The sequence below is a fragment of the Bradyrhizobium sp. F1.4.3 genome (assembly GCF_040548375.1).
In the GTDB taxonomy this organism is placed as follows: domain Bacteria; phylum Pseudomonadota; class Alphaproteobacteria; order Rhizobiales; family Xanthobacteraceae; genus Bradyrhizobium.
Genome location: NZ_JBEPRN010000031.1, coordinates 1 through 25,441, shown reverse-complemented (window position 1 = coordinate 25,441; position 25,441 = coordinate 1). Strand labels below are relative to the sequence as shown.

25 protein-coding genes, 1 other RNA gene and 1 pseudogene are annotated in these 25,441 nt (G+C 65.3%); 9 read left to right on the top strand and 18 right to left on the bottom strand.

Features of this window, described 5'->3' with window-relative positions:
• Positions 1–77: 77 nt before the first annotated feature.
• The 5 genes and pseudogenes from ABIB73_RS36685 to ABIB73_RS36665 all read right to left on the bottom strand — a co-directional run bounded on the left by ABIB73_RS36685 (position 78) and on the right by ABIB73_RS36665 (position 4,478).
• Positions 78–1,205, bottom strand: a complete 1,128-nt coding sequence (locus tag ABIB73_RS36685; RefSeq protein ID WP_354232254.1) for a muconate cycloisomerase family protein — start codon at positions 1,203–1,205, stop codon at positions 78–80.
• Positions 1,202–1,957, bottom strand: a complete 756-nt coding sequence (locus tag ABIB73_RS36680; RefSeq protein ID WP_354232252.1) for an SDR family NAD(P)-dependent oxidoreductase — start codon at positions 1,955–1,957, stop codon at positions 1,202–1,204. The genes ABIB73_RS36685 and ABIB73_RS36680 overlap by 4 nt, the downstream gene beginning before the upstream one ends.
• Positions 1,957–2,746, bottom strand: a pseudogene (locus ABIB73_RS36675) (amino acid ABC transporter ATP-binding protein). The gene ABIB73_RS36680 and the pseudogene ABIB73_RS36675 overlap by 1 nt, the downstream one beginning before the upstream one ends.
• On the bottom strand, positions 2,743–3,405 hold the full coding sequence (locus ABIB73_RS36670; RefSeq protein ID WP_354232250.1) for an amino acid ABC transporter permease: 663 nt from the start codon (positions 3,403–3,405) through the stop codon (positions 2,743–2,745). Before ABIB73_RS36670 ends, ABIB73_RS36675 begins: the two are co-directional and overlap by 4 nt.
• 218 nt (positions 3,406–3,623) lie before the next feature.
• Positions 3,624–4,478, bottom strand: coding sequence for a transporter substrate-binding domain-containing protein (locus ABIB73_RS36665; protein ID WP_354232248.1), 855 nt, complete (start codon positions 4,476–4,478; stop codon positions 3,624–3,626).
• A gap of 194 nt (positions 4,479–4,672) precedes the next feature.
• On the opposite strand from ABIB73_RS36665, the gene ffs reads away from it, so the two are divergent.
• The 5 genes from ffs (at position 4,673) to ABIB73_RS36640 (ending at position 8,141) form a co-directional block, all read left to right on the top strand.
• Positions 4,673–4,769: signal recognition particle sRNA small type (gene ffs, locus ABIB73_RS36660), an RNA gene on the top strand.
• A 95-nt stretch (positions 4,770–4,864) separates the two neighbouring features.
• Positions 4,865–6,721 carry a DNA polymerase III subunit gamma/tau gene (locus ABIB73_RS36655; protein WP_354232246.1) on the top strand — a complete coding sequence of 619 codons (1,857 nt, stop codon included), beginning with the start codon at positions 4,865–4,867 and terminating at the stop codon, positions 6,719–6,721.
• A gap of 26 nt (positions 6,722–6,747) precedes the next feature.
• Positions 6,748–7,068, top strand: a complete 321-nt coding sequence (locus tag ABIB73_RS36650; RefSeq protein WP_354232244.1) for a YbaB/EbfC family nucleoid-associated protein — start codon at positions 6,748–6,750, stop codon at positions 7,066–7,068.
• A 1-nt stretch (position 7,069) separates the two neighbouring features.
• Positions 7,070–7,672: a recombination mediator RecR gene (gene recR, locus ABIB73_RS36645; protein WP_354232243.1), complete on the top strand. Its 603-nt coding sequence runs from the start codon at positions 7,070–7,072 to the stop codon at positions 7,670–7,672.
• A 31-nt stretch (positions 7,673–7,703) separates the two neighbouring features.
• Complete coding sequence (locus ABIB73_RS36640; protein WP_354232241.1) at positions 7,704–8,141, top strand: hypothetical protein; 438 nt, start codon at positions 7,704–7,706, stop codon at positions 8,139–8,141.
• Positions 8,142–8,286: 145 nt separating this feature from the next.
• Here ABIB73_RS36640 and ABIB73_RS36635 read toward each other — a convergent pair whose 3' ends face one another.
• Together ABIB73_RS36635 and ABIB73_RS36630 are read right to left on the bottom strand one after the other, a co-directional pair.
• Positions 8,287–9,660 (bottom strand): AmpG family muropeptide MFS transporter, encoded by a 1,374-nt coding sequence (locus ABIB73_RS36635; RefSeq protein WP_354232239.1) that lies wholly within the window; start codon positions 9,658–9,660, stop codon positions 8,287–8,289.
• A 182-nt stretch (positions 9,661–9,842) separates the two neighbouring features.
• On the bottom strand, positions 9,843–11,042 hold the full coding sequence (locus ABIB73_RS36630; protein WP_354232237.1) for a DNA recombination protein RmuC: 1,200 nt from the start codon (positions 11,040–11,042) through the stop codon (positions 9,843–9,845).
• A gap of 171 nt (positions 11,043–11,213) precedes the next feature.
• Between ABIB73_RS36630 and def the strand changes: the two genes are divergently transcribed.
• From def to truA, 3 genes are all read left to right on the top strand, one after another.
• Positions 11,214–11,738, top strand: a complete 525-nt coding sequence (gene def, locus ABIB73_RS36625; protein ID WP_354232236.1) for a peptide deformylase — start codon at positions 11,214–11,216, stop codon at positions 11,736–11,738.
• Between the two features lie 130 nt (positions 11,739–11,868).
• Positions 11,869–12,804 (top strand): methionyl-tRNA formyltransferase, encoded by a 936-nt coding sequence (gene fmt, locus ABIB73_RS36620; protein WP_354232234.1) that lies wholly within the window; start codon positions 11,869–11,871, stop codon positions 12,802–12,804.
• Between the two features lie 133 nt (positions 12,805–12,937).
• Positions 12,938–13,675, top strand: coding sequence for a tRNA pseudouridine(38-40) synthase TruA (gene truA, locus ABIB73_RS36615; RefSeq protein ID WP_354232275.1), 738 nt, complete (start codon positions 12,938–12,940; stop codon positions 13,673–13,675).
• A 69-nt stretch (positions 13,676–13,744) separates the two neighbouring features.
• Here the strand turns inward: truA and dapE are convergent, their stop codons facing one another.
• The 11 genes from dapE to rpmH form a co-directional block, all read right to left on the bottom strand.
• Complete coding sequence (gene dapE, locus ABIB73_RS36610; RefSeq protein WP_354232232.1) at positions 13,745–14,911, bottom strand: succinyl-diaminopimelate desuccinylase; 1,167 nt, start codon at positions 14,909–14,911, stop codon at positions 13,745–13,747.
• Positions 14,912–14,944: 33 nt separating this feature from the next.
• A complete protein-coding gene (locus tag ABIB73_RS36605; protein ID WP_354232230.1) occupies positions 14,945–15,553 on the bottom strand; it encodes a DUF805 domain-containing protein in 609 nt (202 codons plus the stop codon).
• A gap of 232 nt (positions 15,554–15,785) precedes the next feature.
• Positions 15,786–16,631 (bottom strand): 2,3,4,5-tetrahydropyridine-2,6-dicarboxylate N-succinyltransferase, encoded by an 846-nt coding sequence (gene dapD / locus ABIB73_RS36600; RefSeq protein WP_354232228.1) that lies wholly within the window; start codon positions 16,629–16,631, stop codon positions 15,786–15,788.
• A 149-nt stretch (positions 16,632–16,780) separates the two neighbouring features.
• Complete coding sequence (locus ABIB73_RS36595) at positions 16,781–17,473, bottom strand: pyrimidine 5'-nucleotidase (RefSeq protein ID WP_354232226.1); 693 nt, start codon at positions 17,471–17,473, stop codon at positions 16,781–16,783.
• Between the two features lie 208 nt (positions 17,474–17,681).
• Positions 17,682–18,668, bottom strand: a complete 987-nt coding sequence (locus ABIB73_RS36590; RefSeq protein WP_354232273.1) for a DUF1036 domain-containing protein — start codon at positions 18,666–18,668, stop codon at positions 17,682–17,684.
• A 71-nt stretch (positions 18,669–18,739) separates the two neighbouring features.
• Entirely contained in the window at positions 18,740–19,627 is an 888-nt protein-coding gene (gene argB, locus ABIB73_RS36585) for an acetylglutamate kinase (RefSeq protein ID WP_247986789.1), read from the bottom strand.
• 230 nt (positions 19,628–19,857) lie between these two features.
• Complete coding sequence (locus ABIB73_RS36580; RefSeq protein ID WP_354232224.1) at positions 19,858–20,220, bottom strand: DUF423 domain-containing protein; 363 nt, start codon at positions 20,218–20,220, stop codon at positions 19,858–19,860.
• Complete coding sequence (gene yihA, locus ABIB73_RS36575; RefSeq protein WP_354232223.1) at positions 20,220–20,873, bottom strand: ribosome biogenesis GTP-binding protein YihA/YsxC; 654 nt, start codon at positions 20,871–20,873, stop codon at positions 20,220–20,222. Before yihA ends, ABIB73_RS36580 begins: the two co-directional genes overlap by 1 nt.
• 116 nt (positions 20,874–20,989) lie before the next feature.
• Positions 20,990–22,837 carry a membrane protein insertase YidC gene (gene yidC / locus ABIB73_RS36570; RefSeq protein ID WP_354232221.1) on the bottom strand — a complete coding sequence of 616 codons (1,848 nt, stop codon included), beginning with the start codon at positions 22,835–22,837 and terminating at the stop codon, positions 20,990–20,992.
• Between the two features lie 16 nt (positions 22,838–22,853).
• Positions 22,854–23,252 (bottom strand): ribonuclease P protein component, encoded by a 399-nt coding sequence (gene rnpA / locus ABIB73_RS36565; RefSeq protein WP_354232219.1) that lies wholly within the window; start codon positions 23,250–23,252, stop codon positions 22,854–22,856.
• A gap of 24 nt (positions 23,253–23,276) precedes the next feature.
• Positions 23,277–23,411, bottom strand: coding sequence for a 50S ribosomal protein L34 (gene rpmH, locus ABIB73_RS36560; RefSeq protein ID WP_008542748.1), 135 nt, complete (start codon positions 23,409–23,411; stop codon positions 23,277–23,279).
• Positions 23,412–23,815: 404 nt separating this feature from the next.
• On the opposite strand from rpmH, the gene ABIB73_RS36555 reads away from it, so the two are divergent.
• Entirely contained in the window at positions 23,816–25,285 is a 1,470-nt protein-coding gene (locus tag ABIB73_RS36555) for an ATP-binding protein (RefSeq protein ID WP_354232271.1), read from the top strand.
• Positions 25,286–25,441: the final 156 nt, after the last annotated feature.

The following is a 25,441-nucleotide window of genomic DNA, read 5'->3' as shown; positions in this document are numbered from 1 at the left end:
TGCGGTCCCGCACGATCAACTGAGGTCTGTGGCTATGGATTCCGGGCTCGCGCTGCGCGCGCCCCGGAATGACGGAATCACGCCACCGCCAGCACGCGCGCATTGGCGCGGATCGAGGCTTCGCTGACACGGATGCCGAGGCCGGGGCCGTCGGGAACGACGACATGGCCGGCGCGGTTGGCGACGCGCTCTTCGAGCACGTCCTCGGTCAGCACATGATGCGGCATGTAGAATTCGCAGCCGAGCGAGATGCCCGGCGTCGCCGCAATCAGCTGCGTGCCGGCGGCGAGCCCAATGCCGCCCTCCCACAGCGTGCCGCCATAGCCGGGCAGGCCGGCGATGTCGGCGATCGCCATGATGGCCTGAGCTTCGAACAGGCCGCCGGCCTTCATCAGCTTGATCGAGACGGCATCGGCGGCCTCGCGGCGCACCACCTCCATCATGTCGCGGCGGTCGAAGCAGCTTTCGTCAGCGAGGACAGGCGTTTCCAGCGCCGCGGTGAGCTGCGCCATGACGTCGAGAAATTTGCGCGGCACCGGCTGTTCGATGAAGGTCGGCGCAAATTGCTCGACATCGCGCAGGATCTTGATAGCGCCGAACGGCGCGAGCGCCTGGTTGTAGTCGACGCGCAGATCGACCTTGTCGCCGAACTCATTCCGGATCGCCTCGAGGTGATCGAGGTCCTCGCGATGCGGCTTCACGCCGGTCTTGACCTTGTAGATGACGTTGCCGTCCGGAACCATCTTTCGCATGCGCTCGAGATCGGCGGCGAAATCCGGATCGGCAATCGAGAAGGAGAGCGGGATCGTGTCGCGCACGCGGCCGCCGAGGAGGTCAGCGACCGAAAGCCCCGATGATTTGCCGACGATGTCGAGCAGCGCCATCTCGATCGCGACTTTCGCCTCGGCATGTCCGACCAGCGCGCGGTCGAGCTCGGCCATCAGCGCGCGGATGCGGCGCACGGGTTTGCCGAGCACGATCGGCCGCAGATAGATGTCGAGCGCGGAGAATGCCGCTTCCGGCGTTCCCGTGAACACTTCCCACGGCGCCGCCTCGCCCCAGCCGATCACGCCGTCGCTTGAGGTGAGTTCGATCAGCACGCGCTTGACGGTGCCCTTGACGTTGCCGACGCCCTGGAGGCGCGCCATCTTGATCGGGCTCTCGATCAGGAACAGCTTGAGACGTTCGACGGTCGCTTCGGTCATGTCAGGCCTCCATTGACGTGCCAGACCTGGCCGGTGACGTAGGACGCTTTCGGCGACGCCAGGAAAGCGATGATTTCGGCCACCTCTTCAGGTCGTCCGCGGCGGCCCATCGGAATCAGCGCCTCGGTCGCGGCGATCTGCTCGGGCGAAAGCCTGTTCTCGCTCGGCTTGTCCTTGACGATCAGGCCCGGCGCAACCGCGTTGACGGTGATGCCGTCCCTGGCGAGCTCGATCGCGGTGAGCCGCACCAGCGCTTCCAGTGCGGAACGGCTCGCGGCCGTCGCCGCGAACGGCGCGAATTCGGGCCGGATCGCGTGCGCCACGAATGACGACACCGCGACGATCCGCGCGTCGCGTCCAGCGCGCAGCAGCGGGAGCGCAGCGTCGACCAGCCGCGTGAAGGCCAGCGCCGATTCATCCATCGCCTGGCGGAACTGATCCGCCGGCGTGCCGATGGCGCTGCCGCGGCGCGCGTGGCCGCCAACCAGGATCAATCCATCGAGCCGTCCGAAGGCGTTTTGCGCGGCGGCGACCGCATCGGTGGCCGTTGCTTCCCCTGCGAGATCTCCGAGGCATTTTGCGACCACCGCCCCCAGCGTTTCAGCTTCCGCGGCGGTGGCATCGAGACCAGCCGCGTTCGAGCGCGTGTGCAGCAGAAGCGCGGTGCCAGGAGCCGCGAGCAGCTTTGCGGTGGCGCGGCCGATGCCGCTGGCGGCGCCGGTGACGAGATAGACACGATCGATATCAGGCATCACGATGCTGCGTTGGCCGGCGGTAGTGCGCCGGTGCGGTGGAAATGGCTGAGGAAGGCGCGCGTCGCGGCTTCCTGCGGATTGTCGATCACCTGGCGGGCCGGGCCTTCCTCGACCACGACGCCGTCGCGCATGAAGATGAGGCGGTCGGCGACCTCGCGGGCGAAGGCGATCTCATGGGTCACGATCACCATGGTCATGCCCTCGGAGGCCAGTTGCTGGATGACGGCGAGGACTTCGCCGACGAGCTCGGGATCGAGTGCCGATGTTGCTTCATCGAACAGCATGACGTCGGGCTCCATGGCGAGCGCCCGCGCGATCGCGACGCGCTGCTTCTGTCCGCCGGAGAGCGTCGACGGATATTGGTCCGCCTTCTAGGCCCACCTTGGCGAGCTGCGCGCGCGCCAGCTTTTCAGCGTCCGCCTTGGCCATGCGCCGCACCGTGACCGGCCCCTCCATCACGTTCTGGAGCGTCGTCATGTGCGGGAACAGATTGAAATGCTGGAACACCATGCCGGTGGTGGCGCGGAATCTTGCCAGGGTCTTCACGTCCGGCGGCTTCGTACCTTGACCGAACTGGAAGTGGGTATCGCCGACCCGGACGCTGCCGCCGTCGGGCACGACCAGGAGATTGATGCAGCGGAGCAGCGTCGACTTGCCCGATCCGGACGGGCCGATCAGTGCCACCACGCCGCCCTTGGCGACGTCGAGGCTGATGTTCTTCAGAACCTCGTTGCTGCCAAAACTTTTGCGCAAGTTACGGATCTCGATTTTTGACGTCTCGCTCATTCGCTGACCGCCAGTCGCTTCTCGCCGCGCCGGGCGAGGATAGTCAGGGGAATCAGGATCGCGGCATAGGCGACCGCGACTGCGGTGTAGGTCTCCAGCGGCCGGTAGCTGTCATGGGCGGCGACCTGGCTCTGGTAGACGAGGTCGGGTACCGCCAGCACCGAGACCAGCGAGGTGTTCTTGAACTGGATGATCGACTGGTTCATCAGCGCCGGGATCATACGCTTGATCGCCTGCGGCAGCACGATGCGCTTCATGGTCTGAAGCGGCGTCATGCCGAGCGCGGCGCCGGCTTCGGACTGGCCGCGGTCGATCGAGATGATGCCGCCGCGGATGATCTCCGAATAGAACGAGCCGCCATAGAGCGACAGCGCCAGCGCCGAGGCCGTGATCGGCGTCATCTCGACCCCGGCGAGGATCGGCAGCGCGTAATAGAACCAGATCAGCTGCACCAGGATCGGCGTGCAGCGGAACGCCTCGATGAAGGTGAGCGCGACCAGGCGCACCGCTCTCAAGCGCGACAGGCTGCCGAACGCGCCGAACAGGCCGAAGACCAGTCCAAGCACGACGATGACCACGGTGAAGCCGACGGTGACGCCAAGCCCGTTGAGAAAGAGCCAGCGATAGCTCCAGAGGATGCCGAAGTCCCACTGATACATGCGTGTGTTACTCAGCCGCCAGAAAGTGTGGAACGGCGCCGCGGCGCTCTCGCTGCGCCTCTCCCGCTTGCGGGAGAGGTCGGCGCGAAGCGCCGGGTGAGGGCTCTCTCCTCATTGGGCTCTCGACTGCGGAGATACCCTTACCCCGACCCTCTCCCGCAAGCGGGAGAGGGAGCAGGGCGGGGCGGGCGGACTGAGCTCGACCCAAACTCATCACCTTACAGCGAAACACCCGGCGGAATGTCCGCTTCGGTCACGCCCACGAGCTCCATGTTGGTGATGATCGCGTTGCGGATGAAGCCGAGGCCCTTGTTGAAGTCGATCCAGGTGTTGACGTAGTCACGCCAGGTCTTGTCGGTCTCGCGGCGGAAGCCGGCATTCGACGTGGTGGCGAAGATCGGCGTTGGCAGCACGAACTGGCCGAGCGAGGGGTTCTTCTTCAGGACGGTCAGCGACAGCATGGTGATCAGGCACTGCGCGTCGACGCGGCCGGTCTGGAGCGCGGCGGTGGCATCGTCGGCGCTCTTCAGCCGCGAGATCTGCGCCTTCGGCGTCAGGCGGCTGACGACCTGGTCGTGCGACGAGCCCTGGTCGACGGCGATCCTGATGTCGGGCGAATTGAGCTCGGCCCAGCTCTTCGGCTTGAAGTCCTTCTTGCAGAGGATGCCGAAGGCGTTGTTGAAGACCGGCACCGAGAAATCGACCACCAGCGCGCGCTTCGGCGTCGGGTTGAGGCCGAAGAAGATGTCGATCTTGTTTGACTGGAGATCGAGCACCGAATTGCCCCAGGTGGTCTCGGTGATCTCGAGCTCGGCTTCCATGTCGTCGGCGAGCGCTTTGGCGATGTCGACGTAGAACCCCTTCCACTGGCCGCTGGCGAGGTCCTTCATGTAATAGGGCGCGCCGCCGCCGACCGCGCCGATCCGCATCTTCTTGGTGCGGCGGATGCGGGCGAAGGTCGATTCGTTGGGATCGGCCGCCTGCGCCACGGCCGGGGAGGCCAGCGCGCCCGCGGTCGCTACGCCAATGGCGCCAAGTCCGACAATCGATGCAACATCACGACGTGTAACCATTGGGATCAATCGCTTTTCTGATTAGGTGGAGTTCCGGCAGCGTTCATACCAAGGCGGCCCCAACAGCGAAAGCACAGCCTATCGGCTGGGCGGACCGGGAATTGCCCGGATGCTGGGCAAGGCCGGGCTAAGCCCAGCCCGTTCAAGGCGATACCCGCTTGCTTTCCCGCCCTTTTGGCCCCAAATAGGGACCGGGAGATTGGCGGTGGACGAGCCACTCGCCAACCGGGTCAGGTCCGGAAGGAAGCAGCCCTAACGAGGTCCGGATCGGGTCGCTCGTCAGTCTCCTACCTGTTTTTCCGAGCGAATTGCGCCGGCGGCTTGAGCCGCCAGCGTGCTCCTTTCCGCAAACGCCGGCCGAGAGAGATTTCATTGCGGATCGACCGATGACCGACGCTGGCGCCCCTTCCAATTCCGATAGCGCCAGCCAGGCTGGCTTTGCGCTGGGCGCGCAAGCCGGCACGCCCTACCGGGTGTTGGCACGCAAATACCGCCCTTCCTCTTTCGACGACCTGATCGGCCAGGAGGCCGTGGTCCGCACCGTTTCCAATGCGTTCGAAACCGGGCGGATTCCGCAGGCCTGGATCCTCACCGGCGTCCGCGGCGTCGGCAAGACCACCACCGCGCGCATTCTCGCCCGTGCACTCAACTACGAGATGCCGGACGGCTCGGTGAAGGGGCCGACCGTCCACATGCCGACGCTCGGCGTGCATTGCCAGGCGATCATGGAAAGCCGGCACATGGACGTGCTGGAGATGGACGCGGCGTCGCACACCGGCGTCGACGACGTCCGCCAGATCAATGACAGCGTGCGCTATGCGCCGGCCAGCGCCCGCTACAAGGTCTACATCATCGACGAAGTCCACATGCTGTCGACGGCGGCGTTCAACGCCTTCCTGAAGACGCTTGAGGAACCGCCGGAGCACGCCAAATTCGTGTTCGCGACCACCGAGATCCGCAAGGTTCCGGTGACGGTGTTATCGCGCTGCCAGCGCTTTGATCTCCGCCGCGTCGAGGCCGACGTGCTGATGAAGCACCTCGCCAATATCGCGGCGAAGGAAAACGTCGAGATCGAGCCCGAGGCGCTCGGCATCATCGCGCGCGCCGCGGAAGATTCCGTGCGTGATTCGCTGTCGTTGCTCGACCAGGCGATCGCGCATGCGGCAGGCACCGTGAGGGCCGATGCCGTGCGGCAGATGCTGGGGCTTGCCGATCGTACGCGCGTCATCGACCTCTTCGATTCGCTCGCGCGCGGCGACATTGCGGCCGCCTTCAAGGAGTTCCGCGACCAGTACGACGTTGGCGCCGATCCCATCGTCGTGCTCTCCGACCTCGCCGAGTTCGTCAACTTCGTCACCCGCGTCAAGATCGTGCCGGCGACCGCCGACAACGTCGCCTATGGCGAGACCGAGCGGGTGCGCGCGCGGGATTTCGCCTCGAAGATCTCGATGCGCGTGCTGTCGCGGATGTGGCAGATGCTGCTCAAGGGCATCACCGAGGTGCAGGCCGCGACGCGGCCCGCTGCGGCCGCCGAGATGGTGCTGGTGCGCATCGCCTATGTCGCTGATCTCCCGACGCCGGACGAAGCCATCAGGATGCTGGAGCAGAACGGCGGTGGCTCGCCGGTCGTGAGTGGTGGAAGTGCGGCGCGCAGCGCGCCGGCCGCACCGGTTGCCTCCGCAGCACCTGTTGCCTCCGCAACGCCCATGCGTGCTCCGAGCTCCTCTCCGTCGTCGTTCGGCGGCGGCGCCCGGCCGCAGATGGTGGCGCCTGCTCCGGATCCGCAAGGCGCAGCGCCCGTGCTGCGCGTCACGAGCTTCACCCAGCTCGTCGCGCTCGCCGGGCAGAAGCGCGACCTCATGACCAAGGGTGCGCTCGAAAGCGACATGCGGCTCGTCCGTTTCGAGGAGGGCCGGCTGGAAGTCGCGCTCGAGCCCAACGCCTCCAAGACCATGATCACCGAGCTTGCGCGCAAGTTCGAGCTCTGGACTGGCCGCCGCTGGACCGTGATCGTCTCCAACGAGCCGGGCCAGCCAACGCTGCGCTCGGTCAACCAGGCGGCCAAACAGGAGCATGCGCGTACTGCCGAGGCTGATCCGCGCGTGCAGGAAGTGCTGTCGCGGTTTCCGGGTGCGAAGGTCGTCGAGGTCCGCAGGCTTGCCCCCGAGACGCCGGAAGCCAATATTAACGCGGACTATGGCAGTGACGATCCGCCGGACGGTTCCGACGGCGACGATCTCTGAGCCTATCTTTTCAAGGACATACACCGATGGCTGATTTTCTCGGCATGATGAAGCAGGCGGCGCAACTGCAATCCAAGATGCAGGCGATGCAGGACGAGCTCGGCAATGTCGAGGTCGAGGGCATTTCCGGCGGCGGTCTGGTCACCGTGCGCATGACCGCCAAGATGGACGTGAAGGGCGTCAAGATCGATCCGTCGCTGATGAAGCCGGAAGAGCACGAAGTGCTCGAGGATCTGCTCGTCACGGCCTTTGGCGACGCCCGCCGCAAGGCGGAGGCCGCGATGCAGGAGAAGATGCAGTCGCTCACCGGCGGGCTCAGCCTGCCGCCGGGGCTGTTCGGCCAATAATATGGGCGCGGTTGCAGGTCCCGAAATCGAGCGGCTGGTCCAGCTTCTCGCACGGCTACCGGGCCTCGGTCCGCGCTCCGCGCGGCGGGCGGCGCTGCATCTGATCAAGAAGCGCGAGGCGCTGATGATGCCGCTGTCCTCAGCCATGCAAGTGGCGCTGGACAAGGTGCAGGTCTGCAAGACCTGCGGCAACATCGATACCCAAAATCCCTGCACGGTCTGCACCGATCCGCGGCGCGATCCATCGATCATCGTGGTCGTCGCCGATGTCGCCGATCTCTGGGCGCTGGAGCGGGCCAATGCGACTCAAGGTCGTTACCACGTGCTGGGTGCGACCTTGTCGCCGCTCGACGGCGTCGGCCCTCAGGATCTCACCATCGACGCGCTGGTCGCGCGCGCGCATGATGCGCAGGTGCACGAAATCATCCTGGCGCTGAATGCGACGGTCGACGGCCAGACCACGGCGCATTACATTACCGACCTGCTTCAGGACGCCAATGTGAAGGTGACGCGGCTCGCCCACGGCGTGCCGGTCGGCGGCGAGCTTGATTATCTCGACGAAGGTACGCTATCGGCTGCGATGCGGCAGCGGACCCTGTTCTAAACAATCCCATAGACCTTACGGAACGGACGACATGACGAAACGATTCGCCAGGCAGCTGGCTTTGGTCGCGATGATGATGACGGTGGGGACACCGGCATTCTCCGCGCAGCAGGATGAGGAGGCGCTGCCGCCATCGAAGCCCGGCAAGCCGATCAGCACTGGCGAGGTGCTGTCGGGCGAGCTGACCGCATTGAAGGTTCGCGACGTCAAGAACGCCGGCAAGCGGATCGCGACCTATCAGATCACCTCCGAGCCGCGCCGCCTGCCGGCGCCGAGCGGGCTGTGCAATCTCGAGACCGGCCCTGAGACCTTCCAGCTCGTCACGTCGAGCGACGCGCAGGCCACGCAGCTGAAATCGTTCGTCGGCAAGGAGATCTCGGTCAAGGTCGACGAGGTCGCCTGCGCCAGCGATCCCGGCCAGATGAGCGAGGCCGTGATCACGAAGTGGAGCTTGATCAGGAAGCAGTAGGCTGGCGCGATGTCCTCAGCAGCTTGCCATGTTCTCCGTCGTCATTGCGAGGAGCTCTTGCGACGAAGCAATCCAGATCGTCTCCGCGGCGACAGTCTGGATTGCTTCGCTTCGCTCGCAATGACGAAGGTGAGGCGGTGTCGCGCTAAACCCGCACCGGCCCCAGCGTCTCGAAGTGCCCGCGCTTCTGCAGCCAGGTCAGCAGTATCAGGCTCGGGATCGCCACCAGCACGCAGATCACGAAGAACAGCGGCCAGCCCATCGCCTTGGCGACAAAGCCTGCACCCGATGACAGATAAGTACGCCCGACCGCTGCGAGCGCGGTGAGCAGCGCGTATTGCGTCGCCGTGTGCAGCGGGTTCTGACACAGCGCCGAGAGGTAGGCCACGAAGATCACCGTGCCGATCGCGCTGGTGAAATTCTCGCAGGTGATGGCGAAGGCGAGCGCCCATTGACTGGTGCCGGCCAGAGCCAGCCAGGAGAACGACAAGTTGGCGATCGCCTGCACCACGCCGCCGATCCACAAGCTGGTCCCGAGCGAATAGCGCCGGGCGACGAAGCCGCCAGCAAAGCCGCCGATCAGCGTGGCTGCGAGGCCGACGCCTTTCACGATCGCCGCATAGTCGTTGCGGGAGAAGCCGAGGTCGATCACGAACGGCGCCGTCATGGTGCCGGAGAACGCGTCGGTGAACTTGAACAGCACGACGAAGGCGAGCGCGGCGAGCGCATCCTTGCGCGACAAAAATTCCGAGAAGGCGCCGATCGCGGCGTTGAGCACGCGCGCGAATGCCGTCTCGGTCTGTGTTGCCGCTTCGGCCCGCACCGATTGCTCGGGCTCGGTCGCGGCCAGCGCCGTGATCGTCCCGATCAGCACCATCGCCGCCATCACCACATAGCCCCACATCCAGGCCGATGTGCGGGCAATGCCGGTGCTCTCGAAACCCGAGACGATGAACAGCGCGCCCGCGGTCGAGACCAGCATGCCGATGCGGTAGGCCGCGACGTAGGAAGCCATGCCGGCGGCCTGCTCGCTCTCCGGCAGGCTTTCGACGCGGAAGGCGTCGACCACGATGTCCTGTGTCGACGATGTCGTCGCCACCAGCAGCGCGCCAAGCGCGACGTAGAACGGCGAGCGCGCGGGATCGGTCAGCGCCAGCAGCAGGATCGCGATGATCAGCAGCAGCTGCGAAAACAGCAGCCAGCCGCGGCGCCGCCCGAACGCGCGCGTGAACAGCGGCACGTGCAACGCATCCACCAGCGGCGCCCACAAAAATTTCAGCGTATAGGGCGTGCCGACCAGTGCAAACAGCCCGATCGTCCCGAGATCGACGCCGGATTCCCGCATCCACACCAGCAGCGTCGACCCCGACAGCGCCAGCGGCAGCCCGGACGAGAAGCCGAGAAACAGCACGATCAACACCCGCGGTTGCAGGTACACGGCAAGGCTGTCTCGCCAGGATGTGGCGGGAGCGTCAGTGCTGGTTTGAACGGTTCCGGATGTCGCGTCAGGTGCGGTCATGGGGAGGTGTTAGCAGATTCTGGCGGCGGTGCCTCTTCTCCCTCTCCCCGTTCTTACGGGGAGAGGGTTGGGGTGAGGGGCCTCTCTCCACAGATGAGATGGCCGTGAGACCTGTACCCCCTCACCCGGATCGCAAGGGCGATCCGACCTCTCCCCGCAAGCGGGGCGAGGTGAAGAAAACATTACTCCCCCGCCTGGAGCTTCCTTGGAAACAGCTCGGCGGCACCGGTCGCCACCAGATGCGGGCCTTCCGGGGCGTCGGTCTTGCTGAAATCGAGCTCCTCGATCCGTCCCGCGCGTTTCTCGATCTTGTCGGCGGAGATCAGCACTTGCCGGACATCCTCGTTGGCGTCGGCAAAATGCTTCTGGAGTTTCAGCACGCGGTCGCGCAGGCGGCCGAGGTCGTCGCCGAGCTTGATCACCTCGGTGCGGATCTGGTCGGCGGCGTCGCGCATGCGCGCGTCCTTCATGATCTGCTGCATCACCTGGATCGCGAGCATCAAGAGCGAGGGCGACACCAGCACCACGCGGGCGCGATAGGCCTTCTGGATCACGTCGTCAAAACCGTCGTGGATCTCGGCATAGACCGATTCCGACGGCACGAACATCAGCGCCATCTCCTGGGTCTCGCCGGCGACGAGGTATTTCTCGGCGATGTCGCTGACATGCTTCATCACGTCGCCGCGCAAGCGTTGCGTGGCGATCCGCCGTTCCTCGTCGGTGCGGGCATCGTGCAGCGCGGTCATCGCCTCCAGCGGAAACTTTGCGTCGATGCAGAGCGGGCGCTGGTCGGGCAGGAACACCACGCAGTCCGGCCGCTTTCCAGTCGAGAGCGTGAACTGGAATTCGTAGGCGCCCTTCGGCAAGCCGTCCTGGACGATCGCCTCCATCCGCGCCTGGCCGAAGGCGCCGCGCGACTGCTTGTTGGCGAGCACATCGCGCAACGTCGTCACCTGCGTGGTGAGGTCGGTGAGGTTCTTGTGGGCACTGTCGATAATGCCGAGCCGCTCGTGCAGGGCGCGCAGGCTCTCCATGGTGTTGCGGGTCGAATGCTCCATGGACTGGCCAACGCGATGGGTCACCGAATCCAGCCGCTCGTTGACCGCGCGGGCCATCTCGGCCTGGCGGCCTGCCAGCGCCTGGGTCATGGCGTCGGCCCGGCCGGAGGCCTCGCTCTGGGCGTGCAGCACCTGGCTCAGGCGCTCCTCGAGCTCGTCGGCGCGAATGGCATTAGCCATCGCGAGTTCCGCGCCGCGCCGCCCTGAGCGCGCGATCACCACGGCAATCACGACCAGCAGGATGAGGACGAGGCCGCCGAAGCCGATCAGCGCGTCGATGGTGCGCACCGGCCAGTCGCCAGCCGTGAAAATGATCTCATTCATGCCTGTGCTTCTAGCCGATTCGCCGGCTCGCACGAACGAATAGCGAACATTTATGGTGAATGCCCCGTTAATTTTTATGGTTAACGAAACCTCAAGTTTTATGGTTAGCGAACCGTTAACGGAGTTCCCGGCCGCATTGACCACATCCGGCGCGCGGCTTAAATCGCGGCCATGGCCCTCAGAGAAATCATCATCCTGCCCGACAAGCAGCTGCGTCTGGTCTCCAAGCCGATCGAGAAGGTCACGCCGGAGATCCGCAAGCTTGCCGACGACATGTTCGAGACCATGTACGACGCGCCCGGCATCGGGCTCGCGGCGATCCAGATCGCGCAGCCGCTGCGGCTCATCACCATGGACCTCGCCAAGCGTGACGAGAACGGCGAGACTACGCCGGAGCCGCGCGTCTTCATCAATCCGGAGGTCATCGCCTCGTCCGAGGAGCTGTCGGTCTACGAGGAAGGCTGCCTGTCGATCCCCGAGTATTACGAGGAGGTCGAGCGGCCCGCGAAGGTGCGGGTGCGCTTCACCGATCTCGACGGCAAGGTGCACGAGGAAGACGCCGATGGCCTGTTCGCCACCTGCATCCAGCACGAGATCGACCACCTCAACGGCGTGCTGTTCGTCGACTATCTGTCAAAGCTCAAGCGCGACCGCGTGCTGAAGAAATTCGAGAAAGCCGCCAAGCGCGGGGAGTGAGTTCTGTCTCGTCGTCATGGCCGGGCTTGACCCGGCCATCCACGCTTTGCTTGCTTTGTCGCCAAGACCGTGGATGCTCGGGACAAGCCCGGGCATGACGGAGAAACAAACCCTTACCGAGCGCCGCCCCATGCCCCTCCGCCTGATCTTCATGGGCACGCCCGATTTCTCCGTGCCGACGCTTTTGGAACTCGTCGCTCACGGCCACGAGATCGTGGCCGTCTACACCCGCGCGCCGAAGCCGGGCGGGCGGCGCGGCTTGCAATTGCAGCCGACCGCGGTGGAAGAGGCCGCGCGAAAACTTGGCGTTCCCGTGCTGACGCCGAAGACGCTGAAGACACAGGATGCGCTCGACGCGTTTCGCGCGTTTGATGCTGACGCCGCCGTCGTGGTCGCCTATGGCATGATCCTGCCGCAGGCCATTCTCGATGCGCCAAAGCTCGGCTGCTACAATCTGCACGCCTCGTTGCTGCCGCGCTGGCGCGGTGCGGCTCCCATCAACCGCGCGATCATGGCCGGCGATGCCGAGAGCGGCGTGATGGTGATGAAGATGGATGTCGGTCTCGATACGGGCGACGTCGCCATGGCCGAGCGTCTCGCCATTACCGACACCATGACAGCAAACGATCTGCACGATCGCCTGTCCCGGCTCGGTGCCGATTTGATGGTGCGGGCCATGGCCGCGCTCGCACGCGGCGGGCTCCAGCTCAGGAAGCAGAGCGAGGACGGCGTCACCTATGCCTTCAAGATCGACAAGGCCGAGGCGCGGATCGACTGGACCAGGCCCGCGCGCGAGGTGCTGCGCCACATCCATGGCCTGTCGCCGTTTCCCGGCGCCTGGGCCGAGCCTACCGGCGTCAGCGAGAACGCGCGCCTCAAAATCCTGCGCTGCGAGCTCGCGAAAGGCTCGGGCGCGCCGGGCGAGGTGCTCGACGACCAGCTCACCATCGCCTGCGGCGAGGGCGCGATCCGCATTCTCGAGCTTCAGCGCGAAGGCAAGGCGCGGATGCAGGCCACGGACTTCTTGCGCGGCGTGCCGCTGAAGGCAGGCGCCAAATTCACCTGACACTGTCATACCCGGCGAAGGCGGGGTATCCAGTACGCTGAGATTTCTGAGATTGAACCGAACCGTCACGGCGTACTGGATCGTCCGCCCCAGTGCGCAATTGCGCACAAGGCGGACGATGACATCGGACAAAATGCCCCGCTACAAGCTCACCATCGAATATGACGGCGCGCCGTTCTTCGGCTGGCAGGTGCAGGAGACGCTGCCCTCGGTGCAGGGCACATTGGAAGCTGCCGTGAAGGCGATGACCGGCGCGGATTTGCGCGTCCATGGCGCCGGCCGCACCGATGCCGGCGTGCATGCGCGCGGCCAGGTTGCGCATGTCGACATCGAGAAGCAGTTTCCGCCGGGCCGTTTTCGCGACGGGTTGAATGCGCATTTGCGCCCCGCTCCGATCGCGGTGTTAGAGGCCGAGATCGTGCCTGAGACTTTTGAGGCGCGCTTCTCGGCCGTGAAGCGCCACTACCGCTACCGCATCGTCAACACCCGCGCCAATCTCGCGCTCGACATCGGCCACGCCTGGCGCGTGCCGCGCCGGCTCGACAGCGATGCGATGCACGCGGCGGCACAACGCCTGCTCGGCAAGCACGATTTCACCACCTTCCGCGACACCGAGTGCCAGGCCAAGTCGCCGGAGAAGACGCTCGACCAGCTCGACGTGCTGCGCGACGGTCGCGAGGTGACGATCCTCACCTCGGCGCGCTCCTTCCTGCACAGCCAGGTCCGCTCGATGGTCGGCTCGCTGGTCTGGGTCGGCGAAGGCCGCTGGACCGCCGACGATCTCTCCGCCGCACTGCAAGCCCGCAACCGCGCCGCCTGCGGCATCGTCGCGCCGCCGGACGGGCTGTATCTGGTGAAGGTGGATTATTAGTTAGACGGGCAACCTCTCTCCCCGGGCCTTGTCCCGGTCATGACGGCAGAGTGGTGGGTGACACTTTACCTACCCAAAATACCTTGCCAGTATCCCCCGATACACCTTCGTCAGCTTGTCCAGGTCCTTAACCGGTACACGCTCGTCGACCTGGTGCATGGTCTGGCCGACCAGGCCGAATTCGATCACCGGGCAATAGCTCGAGATGAAGCGCGCATCCGACGTGCCGCCTGAGGTCGACAGCTCCGGCTTGCGGCCCGTCACGTCCTCGATTGCGGAAACCGCGAGATCGGTGAACGGGCCGGGCTTGGTGACGAACACGTTCGAGTTCGACGGCTCCCAGACGATGCGGGCGCGGATGCGGTTGCCGCAGGCCTCTGTCAGCCGCGTCTCGACCAGCTCGCGCAGGCTCGCCTGGGTGTGGTTGTCGTTGTAGCGGATGTTGAATTTGGCGCGGGCCTGGCCGGGGATGACGTTGTTGGCGGTGTTGCCGACGTCGACCGAGGTGAATTCGAGATTGGAGGCCTGGAACTGCGCGCTGCCATGATCGAGCGGCTCGTCGCTGATTGCCACGATCAAGCGCGAAATGTCCGGCACCGGATTGGCGGCGCGGTGCGGATAGGCGACGTGGCCCTGCTCGCCGTCGACATAGAGCGTGCCGGATTGCGAACCGCGGCGGCCGACCTTGATGGTGTCGCCGAGCGTTTCGACATTGGAAGGTTCGCCCAGCACGCAATGGTCGAATTTTTCGCCGCGCTCGGCGGCCCATTTCAGCAGCTTGATCGTGCCATTGATCGAGACGTCTTCCTCGTCGCCGGTGATCAGGAACGAGATCGAGCCTTTACCGTCAGCACGCGCCTTGCCGCCGTTTGCGGCGAGATGTTCGAGCACCGCGGCGACAGAGCAGGCGATGCCGCCCTTCATGTCGACCGCACCGCGGCCGTGCAGAAAGCCGTCCCGGACCTCGCCCGAGAACGCGCCGACACTCCAGGCGCTCTCGTCGCCGGGCGGCACCACGTCGGTGTGGCCGGCAAAGGTGATGTGCGGGCCGTCAGTGCCGATCCGCGCATAGAGATTGTCGACGTCGGCGATGCCGGGGTCGCTGAAGGTTACGCGGTGGCAAATGAAGCCGGCAGCGTTCAGGGCTTTTTCGAGCACCCCGAGTGCTCCGGCATCGGCCGGGGTGATGGAGGGGCAGCGGATCAGGTCGCGGGCAATGGAGAGGGCATCGATCATGACCTCCGCTTAACATGCATGCCGCCGGGCGGGCTAGCACTGGGCGATACAAATTCGAGCTCGCTCTGCTGGTCCCAGCTTTTCGCAGGGGGGCGACGCGGAGCCGTCTTCGACGTCGGCCAGCGGGTCGGGACCGAAGCGGTTGCTGCCGGAGGTGCCGCGCAGGCCGAACATTTCAATGGTGCCCCACAGCCACGGAGCCTGGATTGCCACGGCGAACGGAAGAACCCAGTTGGCGTCGGGCAGCAGGTCCGAGAACTGGTCGAACAGGCCGGGCACGACGAAGAACGGAATCATCCACCAGCCGCTCCTGTCGAGATCGTGCAGCCGTTTGATCGCGGTCGCGAGGTAAATCCACAGGAATAGCGGCGTGCCGAACAGCTTGAGGATCAGGGTCGAGCGGTCGGCGGATGCCAGCAGACGGTAGGACCTGGGATCGACGGCATTGAAGAGCTCGTCGAGATTGAAGTCGAACGAGAAGATGAGCGTGGTGGTGATGGATCTGTGGCCGTTGAAGACGTTGATGGCCTCACCGATGATCCCGAGCAGGCCGGCCAGCAGCATGACGATCAGCAGCGCCTGCCACAGCAATGCGCGGTTGATGCGGCCGTCGAAGCGGAAGAGGTACCAGGTCCAGTCCATGCCAAAGGCTCCGGGCGGTCGGGGCCGCCCGGTTGTTGGTCGCGATGGAGGGAGGGTGGGTTCGATGCAGCGCTAAACCCGTCATCCTGAGGTGCGAGCCATGGGGCGCTACGCGCGCCATGGGGAGCCTCGAAGGATGAGCGGCCGAGATGTAGCCGGAAGCCGGGCCGTCGCCCTTCGAGGGCCGCTGAAGAAGCGGCCACCTCAGGGTGACGGTGAGGGAGTTAGTACATCAATCCCGCAGCAGCTCGTTGATGCTGGTCTTCGATCGCGTGCGCTCGTCGACGCGCTTCATGATGATGGCGCAGGCGGGATTCGGGCCTGGCTGGCCGTTTTTCATGGGCTTGCCGGGCAGCGTGCCGGGGACCACCACCGCATATTCCGGCACTTCGCCGATGAAGATCTCGCCGGTCTCGCGGTCGACGATCTTGGTCGAGGCGCCCAAAAACACGCCCATCGCCAGCACCGCGCCCTTGCGCACGATGACGCCCTCGGCGACCTCGCAGCGCGCGCCGATGAAGCAATCGTCCTCGACGATCACGGGCTCGGCCTGGAGCGGCTCGAGCACGCCGCCGATGCCGACGCCGCCGGAGATGTGCACGCGCTTGCCGATCTGCGCGCAGGAGCCGACCGTCGACCAGGTGTCGATCATGGTGCTCTCATCGACATAGGCGCCGAGATTGACGAAGGACGGCATCAGCACGACGTTGCGGGCGATGAAGGCCGAGCGGCGCACGATCGCGCCGGGCACTGCGCGAAAGCCGGCGTCGCGAAAGCGGTTCTCGCCCCAGCCGTCGAACTTCGAGGGCACCTTGTCCCACCAGCTCGCCTTGCCCGGACCGCCGGGAATGGCGCCCATGTCGTTGAGGCGGAAGGAGAGCAGCACGGCCTTCTTCAGCCACTGATTGACCTTCCACTTGCCGTCGGCGCCACGCTCGGCGACGCGCGCCTCGCCCTTGTCCAGAATCTCCAGCGCGTGATCGACAGCCTCGCGCGCCTCGCCCTTGGTCGAGGTCGAGATGCCGTCGCGCGCGTCGAAAGCGCTATTGATGGTGGATTCGAGGGCTTGGAGGGACATCGGGATTTCCTCAGAGGCAGACGGGAATTTGTGATGAATTGGAGCGCTTTTTCGGGATTTGGCGGGGGAGAGTCAAGGCATACTCACCCGTCGTCCATACTCCACTGTCGTCCCGGGTCTACGCATACGCTTGCCCGGGGCGGCGGCGGCTATTTGGGCGACAGCTTGCCCAAAAACCCCGCCAGATCATCCGTGACGTGGTCAACATGGGTGGCATCACGCCCCTCCAGTTCCCAGTCCTCGCGCACCACCTCCTTGGTGCCATCCGGCACCACCAGCACCGTGGTCATGCCGAGCTCGTGCGGGACGGTGAGGTTGCGGGCGAGATCCTCGAACATGGCGGCCTTGGCCGGATCGACCGCATGGTCGCCGAGAAATTTCCGATAGGTCTGCGGCGCGGGCTTGGGCTCGAACCCGGCGGCGATGATGTCGAACACGCCGTCGAAATGGGTGGCGAGGCCGAGCCGCGCCAGCACTGCATCGACGTGGTCGACCGAGCCGTTGGTCAGGATCAGCTTGCGCCCCGGCAGCTTTGCGATGGCTTCGCCGAGCTGCGGGTTCGGCTCCAGCGGCGAGTGGTCGATCTTGTGCACGTAGGCGAGATAGTCGTCGGCGCGCACACCATGCAGGGTCATCATGCCGCGCATGGTGGTGCCGAAGCGCAAATAGTAATCCTTCTGGATTTTCCGCGCTTCCGCAGGCGTCACGTTCAGCCAGCTGCAAACGAACTCCCCGATCCGCGCATCGACCTGCTGCCACAGGTTGACGTGATGCGGATAGAGCGTGTTGTCGAGGTCGAACACCCAGGTGTCGACATGGATGAAGGTGCGGGGTGGGCTCATCGTAAATCTCTATCCGTTACACGCAAGCGTCGCCCACTTTCCGCTGTCGTCCCGGCGAAGGCCGGGACCCATACCCCCAGGGAGTGGTTTGGCGAAGACTCGGAGTTAGCAGCTTCGCGCGACAACTTCCTGTCGTGGTTATGGGTCCCGGCCTTCGCCGGGACGACACGAGTGTTTGTGGCGCTAGAGCTGATCACACCACCACCAATCACGGCACAGCAAACCGCAGCGTCTTGCCGCCGCTGCTCATATCCACCACGCCAAAACCCGTCGCCGCGAATCCGCGCGCGCCACAATCGGTCTGTTCGTTGGTTTCGAACTTGGTCTCGCGCGTGCAGAGCTGCCTGTCGCCGCCCCAGTTGAGCTGCCGGTCCTTCAGCTTGATGGTGCGGTTGTCGGCGTCGACGGCCTCCGCGAAGCTGAAGATCTGCTTCGGTTGTCCGGCCACGTCGGGGTGCAGGCATTTGTTGGGATCGATGCGATACCAGCCGCGGCTCGTCACGGACTTGCCGTCGTCGGTGGCGACCGCCGCCATCACCTTGTGTGGCGTGTCGTTGCACCAGGTCAGTCCGCTCGGCGACGGCGTCTGCACTGCGTCGACCATGGTCTTGAAGAAGTTTGGCGAGGACACGGTGTCGGACGGCAGCCCGCGGCCTTTCAGGAACGCGGCAAGGGCACCTTGCGTCTTCGGCCCGTCGACGCCGTCGATAGGAGCTGCATCATAGCCGGCGATCACCAGGAGCCGCTGAATCCCGGCGAGCCGCGCCTGCTCGTCGTCATATTCGGAATCCTCGGCGAGATAGGCGACGAGATTGCCGTCGTCGCCCTGCGTCGGCGTGATCTGGGTGAAGGCCGCCTGGGTCTGGCCGCTGCGGCACTGCCGTGCGGCCGCGATGACGAAATTGTCCTGCGCGACGCAGAGCATATCGCTGCCGTTCTGTGGAATCGGGGAAGCGCCGTAGACGCCGAGCGCACGGGCGTTGAGCAGGATGCGGTCGGCGGAGAGCGTGCCCTGCACCACCACGCGGCAGGTGGCGGGATCGATCCGGAACCAGCCGCGTGTCGCGGTCGCCGCCTTGTCGTCGATGCCGATCGCGGCCTCGACGACATAGGACATGCGGTTGCAGATCTTGAGGTCGGCGACGGCCGGCGCGGCGGAGAAGAGGTACGAGATGGCTGCGGCCGGCAGCGCCATCAGGACGCGTGTCACAGCCGAACGGCGCTGGCGCCGTCCGGCCATGACGCCGTTCTTTGTCCGCTCGTCCATCACTTGTGGATCAGCGTCCCCGTGCCCTGGTTGGTGAAGAGCTCGAGCAGCACCGCGTGCTGCATCTTGCCGTCGATGATGACGACGCCCTGTACGCCCTGTTCGAGCGCGTAGATGCAGGTCTCGACCTTCGGGATCATGCCGCCGGAAATGGTGCCGTCGGCGATCAGCTTTCGCGCGTCCTTCACCGAGAGCTGCGGGATCAGCTTCTTCGACTTGTCGAGTACGCCCGGCACGTCGGTGAGCAGCAACAGGCGCTTGGCCTTGAGCGCGCCGGCGACGGCGCCGGCAAAAGTGTCGGCGTTGACGTTGAAGGTCTGGCCCGTTTTCGAGGTCGCGAGCGGCGCCAGCACCGGGATCAGCTCGTAGCCGATGAGCTGGTTGAGCAGCGTGAGGTCGACCTTCTCCGGCTCGCCGACGAAGCCGAGATCGACCACCTTCTCGATGTGGGAATCAGGATCGACCATGGTGCGCGTCGCCTTCGACGCCGTGACCATGTTGCCGTCCTTGCCGCAGAGGCCGACGGCCTTGCCGCCGGCTTCGTTGATGTAGCCGACCAGCGATTTGTTGATGGAGCCCGCGAGCACCATCTCGACGATCTCGATGGTCGCGGCATCGGTGATGCGCAGGCCGGCTGCGAATTCCGAGACGATGCCGAGGCGCTTGAGCATGGTCGCGATCTGCGGTCCGCCGCCGTGCACCACCACAGGGTTGATCGCGGTCTGCTCGAGCAGCACGATGTCGCGGGCGAAATTCTTCGCGGTCTCCTCGTCGCCCATGGCATGGCCGCCATATTTGATGACGATGGTTTCTTCGTCATACTGCTGCATGTGCGGCAGCGCTTCGGACAGGATGCGGGCCTGGTCGAGCGGTGAGATTTCGGTCATGGGGCGGATCTCGCTGGCGGGACTGTCGGGCCGCGTTCTATCTGATTGGCGGGCGAGGCGCAAAGTGCTCTTCGGGGAAACTCTCGTGCCCCGGACGCAGCGCAGCGCTTCCCTGGCGATGCGAAGCATCGTCCAGTAGCGGTGCGCTGCAGAGCCGGGGCCCATACGGCTACTGGGTCCCGGCTCAGCGTCGCGTCATTTCATGCCGCGCCGCGTCCGGGACACGAGCGTCACTTCCTCACCACGGCTGCCAGGGTCACCGCCAGCCAGCTCAAAATCATCAGCGTCCCGCCGGTCGGCGCCGCATACGGAAACAGCGAATGGCCGGCGTATTGGCGCACGGTGAGGTCGCCCGCGAATAGCGCGGCTGCGATTGCGAAGCCGAACGTGGCCGTGAGGCCAATTCCGCCGTGCAGAAGTCCGCGCGCGAGCAAAGCGACAGCCGCAAGTATGGCAGTTGCGTGAAACAGCAGCATGGCGCTGGCGGAGGCAAGCCGGCTCGCGTCCGCGCCGTGGGCGGTGGCGGCCGCGAGCGCCACGCCGGCGGCGCCCATCAAACCGGCAAGCCCGATCAACAGGCGGAACGCAGCCATCACGAGCTCCGCTCTTCCAGCAGCTTCGCCATCGCGGCGCGCAGTTCGGCCATGCCGGTCGAGCTCCGCGACGAGGTCGCGATCACGTTCGGGAACGCGGCCGGATGTTTTGCCAGCGCGGCTTCGGTCTCGATGATGCGCGTCTGAAGCTCGGAGGCCTTCACCTGGTCGGCCTTGGTCAGCACGATCTGGTAGCTGACGGCGGAGCGGTCGAGCGTCCCCAGGATCTCGTGGTCGACATCCTTCAGCCCGTGCCGCGCGTCGATCAGCACGTAGACGCGCGCCAGCGAGGCGCGGCCGAGCAGGAATTTGTGGATCAGGTCGGTCCAGGACGCGACCTGCGTCTTCGGCGCCTTGGCATAGCCATAGCCGGGCATGTCGACGAGCCGCAGGTCTGTCTTGCCCGGGACCTCGAAGAAGATCAGCTCCTGGGTGCGGCCCGGCGTGTGCGAGGTCCGCGCCAGCGCGTTGCGGCCGGTGAGCGCGTTGATCAGGCTCGACTTGCCGACATTGGAGCGGCCAGCAAAGGCGATCTCGAGCCCCGCCATCGGCGGCAGCGTCGCGATCGAGGGCGAGGCCCAGATGAACTGCCAGTCGCGCGCGAACAGCTTTCGCCCGGTCTCGATCAGCTTCGCATCTTTGTCGTCGGTCATGCGAAGGCTTTCAATTGTTTATCTCGTCATTGCGAGCGAAGCGAAGCAATCCAGAAATGCATCCGCTGAGGGACTCTGGATTGCTTCGTCGCTTCGCTCCTCGCAATGACGGAGAGCTACGTCGCCTTCTTCGCGAACGTCGCCTTGAGATTGTCGAACAGCTCCACCTTCACGCCGTTGCGGCGCATGATGAAGCTCTGCTGGAGCACCGACAGCGTGTTGTTCCAGGCCCAGTAGATCACGAGACCCGCCGGGAAGCCCGCCAGCATGAAGGTGAAGATCAGCGGCATCCAGTTGAAGATCAGCTGCTGGGTCGGATCCGGCGGCGTCGGGTTCAGCTTCATCTGGAACCACATCGTGATGCCCATGATGATCGGCCAGATGCCGAGCGCGAGGTAGTGGCCGAACATCGGCAGACTGGTCGGGTCGTAGTGCAGCAGCCCGAACAGGGTGAACAGATTGGTGGGATCGGGCGCCGAGAGGTCCTTGATCCAGCCGAAGAACGGCGCGTGCCGCATCTCGATGGTGACGAACAGCACCTTGTAGAGCGAGAAGAACACGGGGATCTGGATCACCACGGGAAGACAGCCGGCGACCGGATTGATCTTCTCCTTGCGGTAGATCTCCATCATCTCCTGCTGCTGCTTCACCTTGTCGTCGGGATAGCGCTCCTTGAGCACCTGAAGCTGCGGCTGGATCGACTTCATCTTCGCCATCGAGGCGTAGGACTTGTTCGCCAGCGGGAAGAACAAGAGCTTCACGATCACGGTCACGAGCAGGATCGAGATGCCGAAATTGCCGAAGAAGCGATAGAAGAAGTCGAGGCCGAGGAACATCGGCTTGGTAATGAAGTAGAACCAGCCCCAGTCGATCAAGAGATCGAAGTGGTTGAGGCCGAGCTCCTTGTTGTAGCCGCCGAGGCCGGCGAACGGGAACACACCGACGACGCCGGCTTCCTTGGCGCCCGCGAACAGCCGCGCGTTCGCCGTCGCGCTGCCGCCGATCGCAACGGTGACGGGGTCGAGCAGATAGTCGGTCTGGTAGGTGTGCACATTGCCGTTGAGGTTCGACGAGAAGCGCGCCTGAAGCTGGGCACTGGTGTCCGGCAGCAGCGCGGAGGCCCAGTACTTGTCGGTCATGCCGAGCCAGCCATTGGTGGCCTTGAAGTTCACCTGCTTGGCTTCGTCGATCTTCTTGTAGGCATATTCCTGCAAGCCATCGAGATAGCCGATCAGGCCTTCATGCAGGATGTAATAGCCGGAGACCTGCGGCGTGCCGTGGCGCGAGATCAGCGCGAAGGGATAGAGCGTGACCGGTGCGTTGCCGACATTGCTCACCTCGTCCTTGACGGTGAAGAGATAATGGTCGTCGACGGAAATGGTGCGGCGGAAGGTCAGGCCCTCGCCATTGTCCCACTTCAGCACCACAGGCGTCGACGGCGTTAAATTGCCGTTGCCGTCCTGCTGCCAGGTGGTCTGGGCGTCCGGCAGCTTGGCCGTCACGCCCGTCGCCGGCACCCAGCCGAACTCGGCGTAGTAGGGCTCCGCCGTGCCGGACGGCGAATAGAGGACGATCGGCGGCGACTTCGGGTCGACCGTTTCGCGGAATTGCACCAGCGCGAGGTCGTCGATGCGGCCGCCCTTCAGCGAGATGCTGCCGGCAAGCCGCGGGGTGTCGATCTTCACGCGCGGGCCTGCGGCAATCGCGGTGTCGCGGCTGACGGCCGGCTGGGCCTGCTGGTTCGCGGCGGGCGTCGTCGAGGGCGCCGACGTGGTGCCGGATTGCGGCGTGGTGCCCGGCGTTGCCGAGGCCGTCGGCTGCGGCGTGGCCTTCTGGAGCTCGGCCTGGGTCTGCTGCTGGGCGCGCTGCTTCTCCATCGCCGGCACATTGTAGAAATACTGCCAGGCGATCAGCACCAGGCCGGACAGAATGACGGCAAGGATGGTATTGCGATTGTCGGTCATCACTGGTGTCTCGTCATCAATCCGGTTTGCGGCTGGTCGCTGCGGCGCGGTCTGGTCTTTGACCTGGCTTTGGGCCGCGTCCCTTCAGCGTATGGCGCGTCGGCTTCGTGAACGCCATGCGCAGATCGTCGATCATGGCCGCGAAGTCGCGCGCGAGCGCGTCCCGGCGTCCGACCAGCACATAATCATGATGGGGCTGCATCGACACCGGGTCGAGCCGCTTCACCAGTTCGCGAAGCCGGCGCCGGATGCGATTGCGCTCGGGGGCGTTGCCGTTCTTTTTGGTAACGGTGAAGCCGATCCGGATCGGGCCGCTGTCATCGCGGCGGCGGCTTTGCAGGACAAACGCGGGACTATTCACCCGCGCGCCATTGGCAACGGCGAGGAAATCCGCCCGCTGCCTCAGCCGATCCATGATGAAATCCCAAAAGGGTCAGGCTCAGGCGCTCAAACGCTTGCGGCCGCGGGCGCGGCGGGCGGCGAGAACCTTGCGACCACCGGCGGTGGCGAGACGGGCACGGAAACCGTGACGGCGCTTGCGCACCAGTTTGCTGGGTTGATAAGTCCGCTTCACGGGTTTTTCTCCGCTGACCGGGCAATTTGCCTGTAGAATTAAGGGTAAAGTCCGGAAGATGCGGCCCAAAAAGGGCCATTTCCGGCCCCATAAAGAGCCGCTCCCGATGTCGCATCGGGTCATCGCGGACTATTCGGCGCGGCTTATATGCGAGCGCCCCCTTTTCGTCAACGTCGCAGGACCGCGCAGTTCGGATGAATATCGCGGTGTCGGCGGGGTTTTCAACCTTGAGGTGGCGACTCGCCGTATCAGCGCCTACATCCCACATTGGGAGATTAGCGATCCGTAATTTGACCGGCCCCCGGGCGGGTCGCATCCTCCAGTAGCCAAGGCCAGCAGGGGCGAATTTCGTGGCGACAGACCTCCAGCCGACCCAGGACTCGGATCGAGATTTGGATCGAGGCATAGATCAGGTCGTGGACCAGCCGGTCACGCGGTCCCGCGGGCCGGCTGGGCTCGGCCTGTCCGGCAAGCTGCTGCTGCTGACTGTTCCATTGGTGATGATCGCGGCGAGCCTGCTCTACGTGCCCGCGATCGCCAACTTCTGGGTCAACCGGCTCAATGACCGGGTCGCTGCGGCCAACACGGCCGCGCTGGTGCTCGACGCGGCGCCGCTCGGCATGGTTCCCGATTCGCTGTCGCGCCAGATCCTGAAAAGCATCAATGCGCGCGCGGTCGCGATCAAGATGGGCCAGCAGCGCCGGCTGCTCGCCAGCGACAATTTGCCGGCCACGATCGAGCATGACATCGACCTGCGCGATATGACCGTGTGGGCGGCGATCACCGGCTCGTTCCAGATGATGCTGGAAACCGGCAACCAGCCGATCCGCATCGTCGGCCCCGGCGTCGGCAACGCCCAGTTCATCGAGATCGTCACCGACGAGCTGCCGTTGCGGCAGTCGATGTACCGCTTCTCCCGCAACGTCGTGGTGGTCGCACTGATCATCGCGGTCCTGACCGCGGGCCTCGTCTACCTCGCGCTGCATTATCTGTTCGTGCGGCCGATGCGGCGGCTGACCGCGAGCCTGGTCGGCTTCCACGAAAACCCCGAGAGTTCGGCCCGGATCATCGTGCCGAGCCAGCGCAGCGACGAAATCGGGGTCGCAGAGCGCGAATTGTCGGACATGCAGCGCGATTTGATGTCGATGCTGCATCAGAAGAGCCGGCTCGCCGCGCTCGGCCTCGCCGTCTCCAAGATCAACCACGATCTGCGCAACCTGCTGGCCTCGGCCCAGCTGCTGTCGGACCAGCTTGCCAGCGTGCCGGATCCGCGGGTGCAGCGTTTTGCACCAAAACTCGTGCGCTCGCTCGAGCGCGCCATCGCCTTCTGCCAGTCGACGCTGTCCTACGGCCGCGCCCAGGAGGCCGCGCCCGACCGCCGCATGATGCTGATCGAGCCCGTCGTGCTGGAGGTGCGCGAGACCGCGGGCCTCGCCTCCGACGCCTCGATCGCCTGGGTCGCCGCCATCGAGCGCGGGCTCGCCGTCGATGCCGATCCCGACCAGCTCTTCCGCGTGCTGCTCAACCTCGTCCGCAACGCCGCCCAGGCCCTGGAAAGCCATGCGTCGGGCGACGGCGGCCCGCAGCAGATAAGGATCACGGGCAAGCGCGAGGGCGCCGTGGCCATCCTGGAGGTCTCCGACACCGGCCCCGGCGTTCCCCAGCGGACCCGGGAGCATCTGTTCGAGGCGTTCCAGACCTCCGGCCGCCCCGGCGGCAGCGGTCTTGGCCTGGCCATCGCCGCCGAACTCGTCCGCGCGCATGGCGGCGACATCCACCTGGTCGAAGGCACCCTCGGCGCCACGTTCCGGATCGTCATCCCCGACCGCCCCGTGGAACTCCTGTCGATCCGCAACGAGCGGGCGCGGGCATAGCGGTCGGGCCAGAGGCCGACCCGCCGGGGGGGGGGGGGGGGGGCGGGGGGGGGGGGGGGCCGGGGGGGGGGGGGGGGGGGGGGGGGGGCGGGCGGCGGGGGGGGGGCGCGGGGGGGGGGGGGGGGGGGGGGTGGGGCTCTGCCGTGAAGTGTGTGA